Source organism: Rathayibacter sp. SD072, assembly GCF_017355185.1.
GTDB lineage: Bacteria > Actinomycetota > Actinomycetes > Actinomycetales > Microbacteriaceae > Rathayibacter.
The window spans coordinates 70,716-78,269 of record NZ_JADILJ010000014.1 but is presented as its reverse complement, the minus strand read 5'-3'; the positions used below and the strand labels follow the sequence as shown (position 1 = coordinate 78,269).

Genomic DNA, 7,554 nt, shown 5'->3' with positions numbered 1-7,554 from the left:
CCGTTCCCGGCGACCCGTCGCGGGCAGAGCGCCGTGGCCCGCCCGCGGACTGCCGCGGTACCGGGACGCGGCGATCGGAGCGACGCGCGCGGAGCCGATCTCCCGCACTCGTCCGATGACGTCCGGCCGGGTGGCGGGAGCACTCGGGGGAAGGGCTCCGCAACCCGGTCCTCCGACCGTATCTGAGGGCTCCCTCAGGGAGGGAGGGCTTGCCAAGGCCTCCCAGGCAGTCCGCGGGCGGGCCACGGCGCTCTGCCCGCGACGGGTCGCCGGGAACGGCCCACGGTGCGCGACCGTCCTCTACGGAGTGGCGCCTCACGTGCGCACCGTGTCCTGTTGCGGACGTGTCCGCTAGCGGGCCTTGCGCGCCCCTCCACCCCTCTCGAGACTGAAGGGCCCGCAGCCCGCGCGGCACTCATCCCGGAGGACCCGTGCAATCCCACTCCCTTCCGAGCGCCGACCGGCGTGCGCGCCTGCGGACGTGGCTCCGCGGCGGCTCGATCGGACCGACCGAGCTCTCTCGGCGGGGCGGCCTCCTGGTGCTGCTGTCGATCCTCCTGATCCTGGTGCCGATCGCGATCCTGACGCTCGTGCACGCCGATGCGCACCTGGCCCTGAAGGTGACCGTGGTCACGATCACGGTCACCGCACTCGTCGGAGCGCTGCTGCGCGTCGTGGCCGACGCCCGCCCGCTGCCCCGCAGCGACCTCGACCGGGCCGGCAAGGCCGTCGGAGCCGTCGCGGCCGTCTTCACCGTGCTGTCCGTGGCCGTCGACTGGAGCATCATCCGTCTCTGATGCGGCGGCGGACCCCTGCCCGGGTGTCCTCTTGCGGACGTGTCCGGAAGCGGAGCTTGTCGGGTCCGACCCTGTCTCACGAGACTGAGGGGCCCGCGACAGCGCGGAAGAACGGCCGTGGACGGCCGAGACGATCTCTGGAGGACGCCGTGCGGCACCACCTCGCCCCTCGCCCGATCCCGCGCGCCTGCGCCGACCGCTCCTCCTGCGTCCTGTGACGACGACCGAAGGAGCCGTGACGGAGCACGAGGGAGCCGTCTCGGTGCCCGGCGCCGACGCGCCGCGCGATCGAGCACCCTCGGATGCGCGTCGGCGCACCCGCCTGCGCGCCTGGCTCCGCGCCGGCTCGTTCGGCCCGACCGAGCTCTCGCACCGCGGCGTGCTCCTCGTGCTGCTCTCGATCGTGCTGGTGCTGGTCCCGGTGCTGACGCTGACGCTCCTGGACGTCGACGCGCACCTGGCGCTCAAGGTCTGGCTGCTGGCGATCACGGTGATCGCGCTCCTCGGAGCGATGCTGCGGGTCGTCGCCGATGTCCGCCCGACTCCGCGCAGTGATCTCGACCGCGCAGGGAAGGCCGTGGGAGCCGTCGCGGCGCTGTACACGGCGGCAGCCGTCATCATCGACTGGAGCATCCTGCACCTCTGATCCACGCCCCTCCGAATGACCCCCCAATCGGGGGTTACCAGCCGCTCCGAAGAGCTTCAGGATCAGCGAAGGGGGATCAGATGGTGAACAGCAGCAGAAGATGGCAGGTCGGAGCGATCGTCGCGCGCGTGCGGGCGTCCGCAGCGATCGGCGCGGCCGGACTCGACACGGCGACGCGTGCGGGCCTCAAACTCGAGGTCCTGCGCATCGCCGACAGCGTCGACGCCGGTCGGATCGGCACCGAGCAGGCGATCGACGCGTTCCGCCGCATCGTCGACGAGGTGACGGGCGGGCGCTCCGAGCCGATCGCGGGCGGCTGAGAGTCGCGTCCCGACTCTCGCGGTGACGGCGCCGCAGGCCCGGCGCCTCACGACCCGTCACGGACGGTCGCGTAAGCGCGGTCCCGGCAGCCGTTCTCGACGGATCGAGGGGTCGACTCGACCGTTCCCGACGGATCGACGCCGCGACGCAGCTCCGGCACCGTCCGGTGACGCCCGATCCGTCACGGACCGTCGTCGCGCAGCGATCGCGGCGGCCGTTCGCGCCGGATCGACGCGGCGGAGCGACCGTTCACGCCGGATCGACGACGGGTGCGGAATCACTTCGCGCGGCTCAGGCCCTCCGGCTCCGGAGTGCCGACACCGCCGCCGTGATCAGTACCGCCACCCCCGCCGCTCCCGTCGTGACCGCGATGACGGCCTCGCTCCACGGCGTGGTGTCGTGCGACGCGTAGCCCATGATCATCGGGGCGATCGAGAAGATCGCGAGGAGCTGCCCCGGCATGCTGCTCCCGAGCAGGAGGACGTACGCGACCGCCAGCGACGGGGCGCGGCGGAGCACCGCGACGGCCAGGGCGGCGAGCCCGACGACCGGGACGATGCCGAGCACGAGCTGGAGCCACGTCGCCCCGAGCGGAGTCGGCGTCCCGAGCAGTCCCGAGACGAGGGCGTGCACTCCGTTGAGCGCGAAGACCGCGGCCACCGCGACCGCCGCCGGAGCGAGGACCCGGGGCGACAGCGCCCGCATCAGCGCGAGGACGCCGGCAGCGAGGAGCAGCGTGCCGACTCCGAAGACCTGCGCGGCCGTCCCGACCGCCTCCCACGGCTCGGCGGGCATCGAGTAGTCGAAAAGATGATCCTCGATCGACCGGTCCGTCGGCGCCCGCGTTCCGCTCGCCGTCACCCAGCGCTGCGTCGCCGCTTGCAGCTGCAGCGCGCTCGACGCGAGGAGCGCGGCCGCCGCGATCAGCGCCCAGCGGGGCGAGGTGGTGCTGCGCACGTCCGGGGCGGCGGTCATGACCGCACGGTAGCGGCACCCTTCGACGGGAGGGGGAACGGCGGGCGTCGACCCGTCGCAGACGGTCGCCCGGGAGTGGTCGGGGGGACCGATCGCGCCGGATCGACTCAGCAGGACAGCCGTTCCCCCTCCGAGTCGATCGCGAGAGACAACCGCTCGGGACGGATGGACACGGCGACCCGCCCCCGACAACGGCGGAAGCCCGCCGCACCGGAGTGCGACGGGCTTCCGTCAGTGGTCAGCGCCCTCCGATCAGCCGCAGCTGCGCGCCGCGTACGGCGCCGTCGTCGTCGCGGTGACGGCCGAGCCGCCGACCGTCGCCGTCGCGGTGACCGTCGCCTCGCCCGCGGCGAGCTGCGTCGAGCGCACCGTGTAGGCGGCCGACGCGCTCGCTCCGGGCTTCACTCCGGCGAACGTCTTGACGCCCTCCGAGGTGCGGATCGAGACGTCCATCGGCACGGTGTCGCCGTTGCGGGCGACGACCGTCAGCACGACCTTGCCCGCGAGGCAGCGGGTCGAGGCCGTGGCCGACACCTTCAGCGACGACTGCACGGTGACGGTGGCCTGCACCGGCAGGCGCGACGCGTCCTGCGCCACTCCCGAGACCGTGAAGGTCCCGGCCGAGGCGTAGGAGGCGGGCGCGACCGCGTCCCACGCGACGTCGACCGTGCTCGTGGTGCCGGCGGCCGTGGTGATCACGGCGCGCGGCAGCACGGGCGCGGTGCCGGGCGCGGTCGTCGCGGTCAGCGGAGCGACCGAGGCGACGGCGATGCCGGGTGCGAAGCCCTCGAGCACCTTCTGGTACTCGGCGCGGGTGACCGGGATCACCGTGCCGTGGCGGGGCTTGCCTCCGTCGGCGTTCTGCGGCAGGTTCGCCGCCAGCTTCGAGCCGAGCGGCTGCCACGAGTCGCCGTCCGCGAGCTCGTCGGTGCCGAACGGCACGTAGTGGTTCGGTCCCTGGTGGTAGTCGGGCTGGTCGATGAAGAGGAACCAGTCCAGGCCGTTCACGTCGCCCTCGTTGGCGGGGAAGACGTTCGGGCCCTCACCGCTGGTGAAGGTGCCGCCCGAGCCGTTGGGCAGGCCCGACGCGACGCGCTCCTTGATCAGCGTCCACTCGTCCGCGGGGCCGGTCGGCCCGGGCAGCGCGCCCGAGACGGTGGCCAGCAGGTCGGTGCTCTTCTCCTGGCGCAGCGTCATCGACGCCTCGTCCTTGGTGAAGCGGTAGTAGACGCCGTCCTCCTCGGCGATGGTCGAGTCGATCGTGCCGCGACCCGCGCCGCGCTGCACGTCGATCCACGGCTTCGCCTCCGAGAAGGTGACGAAGTCGTCGGTGGTCGCGTACATCATCCGGTTGTACGTGACGGAGGTGCGGTCGGCGGTGTTCGTGGTCGGGTAGATGTTCGAGGCCCAGAACACCACGTAGGTGTCGAGCGCGTCGTCCCAGTACGCCTCGGGCGCCCAGGTGTTGCCGACGAAGTCGGACGACACCTTCACGTGGCGCTGCGCGGACCAGTTCACGAGGTCGGTCGACTCCCACACCTCGATGTGCTTCGAGCCCGACTTCTGCGACGTGTCGAAGCCGCCGGCGAGACCGGCGATCTTGAGGTCGGTCGCGAGCATGAAGAACTTGTCGCCCTCGTTCGAGCGGATGATGAACGGGTCGCGCAGGCCCTTCGTGCCCTGGTCGGACGAGAAGACGGGCTTGCCGCCGTTCAGCGTGTTCCACGAGAGCGCGTCGTCGCCCTTCGAGGCGGCGAGGCTGACCTGCTCGGCGCCGTCGCCCTCTCCGGTGAAGAACGCCCAGACGTAGGCCTCGGTGTCCTCGGTCCCGACGGGGAGCGGCTGGACGCGGAGGGTGAACTCGCGCGCCCGGGTCACCGATCCGCTCGTCGCCGTCGCCCGGACCACCACGTCGATCGCGGTGCCGCCCGCGGCCGGGCGGTCGACGTCGATGGTCTTCGTGCCCGCGGCGCTGCCCTCGCGGATCGAGGCGCCGGTCGGGCTGACGACGGACCACGCGATGCTCGAGCCGAGCGCGCCTGTCGAGGGCACCGACACGTTCGTGCGGATGTCGCCGACGTTCGGGATCGCGAGCGCGTCGAGGTCGCCCTGCACCTTGGCGGAGTCGGCGAGCTCGGCCTTCACCGTCACCGGGTAGTCGACCGAGCGCGTGGCGCCGCCGACGGAGTAGGTCGCGGTGAGGACCGCGGCCGCGTCGGGCGAGCCCGCTGCGGGGCGGACGACCGTGGCCGTCGCTCCGTTCACCGCGATCGCGGGGCTGCTCGAGCGCCAGGCGATGGCGACTCCGCTCGCCGTCGTCGGCAGCGGGAAGCTCGCGGTGGCCTCGGTCGGGATCGACACCGAGGCGACGGCGCGGTCGAGCGCCTCGGACGAGTAGAGCGCGCTCACGGACTCACCGCTGAGGGCGCTGCCGTAGACGGCGAAGTCGTCGATGTCGCCGTTCCAGCCCGCGTCCGCGTAGGTCGAGCGGGCCAGGTAGGCGACGAGGGAGGAGCCGAACGAGGAGACGTTGCGCGCGATCGTCGTGGTCGTGCCGATCTGAGTGCCGTTGACATAGACCTTGAGTGTGCCGTTCGTCCCGTCGATGACGGTCGTGTACAGCGACAGGCCCGCGGGAGTCCGCGCTCCCGAGGTCGCGGCGTTCGTCGCTCCAGGGCCCACCTCGGTGCCCCAGGGGGCGCCGGCGTTGACCGAGTTCGTGACGACGGACTTCACGTAACCCGCGGTGTTCGTGGGGTTCAGCAGCCAGTAGCCGGAGGAGAACGACGCGCCGCTCGCGACAGGGGCGCCGACGAACGCGGCGGCCGTGTTCGCCGCTCCGGAGCGGGGCGAGAGCCAGGTGGAGAAGGTGAGGTCTTTCTTGCCGACGAGCGGCGCGGTGGGGATCTCGAGGTACGGCGCGGCGGCTGCGGATCCACCGGGGAAGCTGATCGCGCCGTTGCGGACCTCCGCTCCGGTGCGACGCAGCGTCGCGTCGTGGCCGTTGCCGCTCGCATCGGCGATGGTGGTCCCGGCGGGGGCCGTGTCGAACGTGTAGTGCAGCAGCGGAGTCTCCGTCGCTCCGAAAGCGGAGCTCGGAACCGTGGCGCCGAGCAGCGCCGTGGCGGCGACGGTGCCGATCGCCAGCGCGATCCTCACCGCCGATCGTGATCGTGTCATGCAGAAGCCCTCGTGATCGGTGCGGCGTCGACGACCGAACCGCAGGGCTCCGCGGATTCGCGCGTCTTCGCACGGAATGTGAACGTGAACACTCTAAATGAGACGGTTCACGGTTGGCCACCCCGGATGCGGGACACTCGCGACCGGAGTCCTGTTTTCAGGGGTCCGCACCATCTGCAGGACTCCGCACCATCTGCAGGGGTCCGCACCATCTGCAGGGGATCCACCCCCGCGCGAGCCCCGTCGAGCGGAGGAACACGCCTTCCGCGCAGGATCCCCTGCAGATCGAACAGCGACTCCTCCGGAGTGCAGGGGCGGCGACTCAGGCGTCGGTCGCGACCGACGGCCCCGGCACCGCGCGGTAGCGGCGGTTCCGCACCGCGAGGATCGCGCCTCCGATCACCGCCGCGAGGAGCGAGCCGGCCAGCACGCCCACCTTCACGTGGTCGTCGGACTCGCTGCCGGCGCCGAACGAGAGCTCGCCCACGAGCAGCGACACCGTGAATCCGATGCCCGCGACGAACGCCATGCCGAGCATGTCGATCCATCGGAGCGACGGGTCGAGCGAGATCCCGCGGAACCGGGTGAGCAGGAAGGTGCTGCCGACGATGCCGATCGGCTTGCCGAGCACGAGGCCCGCGATGATGCCCAGCGCGATCGTGTCCTGGAACGACTCCGCCAGCCCCGCGAGACCGCCGACCGTCACTCCGGCCGAGAAGAAGGCGAAGACGGGCACGGCGAACGCGGTCGACAGCACGCTCCAGCGGTCGGCGAAGTGCGCGGCGAGCCCGTCGTAGATCGGCCGACCCCTCGCATCGGTCCCCACCTGCACCCGCGCCCGAGCGGTCGCGGCGACCGGCACCGTGAAGCCCAGCAGCACGCCGGCGACCGTCGCGTGCACCCCGGAGGCGTGCACCAGCGCCCACGTCGCGACCCCCAGCGGGATCAGCACCCACCACGCGCGCACGCCGCGCTGCACGCAGACGGCGAAGACCGCGAGCGGGATGAGCGCGAGACCGAGCATCAGCGCGTCGATGCCGGCCGTGTAGAAGACGGCGATGATCGTGATCGCGATGAGGTCGTCCACGACCGCGAGCGTCAGGAGGAACGTGCGCAGCGCCGGCGGGAGGAACCGGCCGACGACCGCGATCACGGCCACAGCGAAGGCGATGTCGGTGGCGGCGGGGATCGCCCAGCCGTCGAGCGCCGCTCCCCCGCGCTGCAGGTTCACGGCGACGAAGATCAGGGCCGGAGTGACGACTCCGCCGACCGCGGCCACGATCGGCACGAGCGCGGTCCGCGGGTTCCGCAGCGACCCCGCGAGGAACTCCTCCTTGAGCTCGAGGCCGACGACGAAGAAGAAGATCGCGAGCAGGCCGTCGGCCGCCCACGAGCCGACGCTGAGGTTCAGGTGCAGCGCCTCCGGACCGAAGCGGAAGTCGCGCACCGCCTCGTAGAGCGAGGACGCGGGGCTGTTCGCGATGATCAGCGCGAGCAGCGTCGCAGTGAGGAGGAACGCCCCTCCGACGGTGTCCTTCTGGAGGGTCTGGCGCAGCCCCCGCCAGATGGAGTGCGGTGCCTGGTCGGCGGGCAGGTCGTGGTGAGCCATGGGATCGTCCGATCGGAGAGGTGGCG

Annotated in this window: 6 protein-coding genes; 3 read left to right on the top strand and 3 right to left on the bottom strand. The window is 72.1% G+C overall.

Features of this window, described 5'->3' with window-relative positions:
- Positions 1-431: 431 nt before the first annotated feature.
- The 3 genes from IOC53_RS07955 to IOC53_RS07945 all read left to right on the top strand — a co-directional run bounded on the left by IOC53_RS07955 (position 432) and on the right by IOC53_RS07945 (position 1,763).
- The gene (locus IOC53_RS07955) at positions 432-797 is read left to right on the top strand and encodes a hypothetical protein (protein ID WP_207404360.1); all 366 of its coding nucleotides are present in this window, start codon (positions 432-434) and stop codon (positions 795-797) included.
- A gap of 235 nt (positions 798-1,032) precedes the next feature.
- Positions 1,033-1,443, top strand: a complete 411-nt coding sequence (locus tag IOC53_RS07950; protein WP_207404357.1) for a hypothetical protein — start codon at positions 1,033-1,035, stop codon at positions 1,441-1,443.
- A gap of 80 nt (positions 1,444-1,523) precedes the next feature.
- On the top strand, positions 1,524-1,763 hold the full coding sequence (locus IOC53_RS07945) for a hypothetical protein (protein WP_207404353.1): 240 nt from the start codon (positions 1,524-1,526) through the stop codon (positions 1,761-1,763).
- 292 nt (positions 1,764-2,055) lie between these two features.
- Here the strand turns inward: IOC53_RS07945 and IOC53_RS07940 are convergent, their stop codons facing one another.
- The 3 genes from IOC53_RS07940 to nhaA all read right to left on the bottom strand — a co-directional run bounded on the left by IOC53_RS07940 (position 2,056) and on the right by nhaA (position 7,528).
- Positions 2,056-2,739: a hypothetical protein gene (locus IOC53_RS07940; protein WP_207404350.1), complete on the bottom strand. Its 684-nt coding sequence runs from the start codon at positions 2,737-2,739 to the stop codon at positions 2,056-2,058.
- A 252-nt stretch (positions 2,740-2,991) separates the two neighbouring features.
- Complete coding sequence (locus IOC53_RS07935; protein ID WP_207404347.1) at positions 2,992-5,919, bottom strand: immunoglobulin-like domain-containing protein; 2,928 nt, start codon at positions 5,917-5,919, stop codon at positions 2,992-2,994.
- 322 nt (positions 5,920-6,241) lie between these two features.
- Positions 6,242-7,528 carry a Na+/H+ antiporter NhaA gene (gene nhaA / locus IOC53_RS07930; RefSeq protein WP_207404344.1) on the bottom strand — a complete coding sequence of 429 codons (1,287 nt, stop codon included), beginning with the start codon at positions 7,526-7,528 and terminating at the stop codon, positions 6,242-6,244.
- Positions 7,529-7,554: the final 26 nt, after the last annotated feature.

Bases quoted from the DNA above. Each gene is read 5' to 3' on its own strand.
- IOC53_RS07935 (WP_207404347.1), bottom strand. From the start codon at position 5,919: ATGACACGATCACGATCGGCGGTGAGGATCGCGCTGGCGATCGGCACC.
- nhaA (WP_207404344.1), bottom strand. From the start codon at position 7,528: ATGGCTCACCACGACCTGCCCGCCGACCAGGCACCGCACTCCATCTGG.
- IOC53_RS07940 (WP_207404350.1), bottom strand. From the start codon at position 2,739: ATGACCGCCGCCCCGGACGTGCGCAGCACCACCTCGCCCCGCTGGGCG.
- IOC53_RS07945 (WP_207404353.1), top strand. From the start codon at position 1,524: ATGGTGAACAGCAGCAGAAGATGGCAGGTCGGAGCGATCGTCGCGCGC.